A 622-nucleotide genomic window follows, 5' to 3' on the forward strand; every position below is an offset into this window, starting at 1 on the left:
AGGGATGGATTGCTTGGCCTCACGCGCTGATCAGTTGACTGCGTTCATTTACTTTGTGAAGCACGAAGCCGCCAGTCTGCTCGGCTCCACGCCAATGATGTCTAACAGTTCATTCAAGCCGACGCCGCTTCGCGGCGCAGCTTAATTCAGGCGTTAGATGCACTAAGCACATAATTGCTCACAGCCAAACTATCAGGTCAAGTCTGCTTTTATTATTTTTAAGCGTGCATAATAAGCCCTACACAAATTGGGAGATATATCATGAAAGGCTGGCTTTTTCTTGTTATCGCAATAGTTGGCGAAGTAATCGCAACATCCGCATTAAAATCTAGCGAGGGCTTTACTAAGCTTGCCCCTTCCGCCGTTGTCATAATCGGTTATGGCATCGCATTTTATTTTCTTTCTCTGGTTCTGAAATCCATCCCTGTCGGTGTTGCTTATGCAGTCTGGTCGGGACTCGGCGTCGTCATAATTACAGCCATTGCCTGGTTGCTTCATGGGCAAAAGCTTGATGCGTGGGGCTTTGTAGGTATGGGGCTCATAATTGCTGCCTTTTTGCTCGCCCGATCCCCATCGTGGAAGTCGCTGCGGAGGCCGACGCCATGGTGACGGTGTTCGGCAT

1 protein-coding gene and 1 pseudogene are annotated in these 622 nt (G+C 49.2%); both read left to right on the forward strand.

Annotated elements, in window-relative coordinates; all coding sequences use genetic code 11:
* Nucleotides 1-145: pseudogene (locus R7Q09_RS26630) on the forward strand (ANT(3'') family aminoglycoside nucleotidyltransferase); the annotation flags it as partial.
* Nucleotides 146-261: 116 nt separating this feature from the next.
* The gene (locus R7Q09_RS26635; protein ID WP_000679427.1) at nt 262-609 is read left to right on the forward strand and encodes a quaternary ammonium compound efflux SMR transporter QacE delta 1; all 348 of its coding nucleotides are present in this window, start codon (nt 262-264) and stop codon (nt 607-609) included.
* Nucleotides 610-622: the final 13 nt, after the last annotated feature.

The sequence above is a fragment of the Vibrio sp. 2130-1 genome, from assembly GCF_033339515.1.

Coding starts and splice junctions, on each gene's coding strand:
- R7Q09_RS26635 (WP_000679427.1), top strand. CDS start 262: ATGAAAGGCTGGCTTTTTCTTGTTATCGCAATAGTTGGCGAAGTAATC.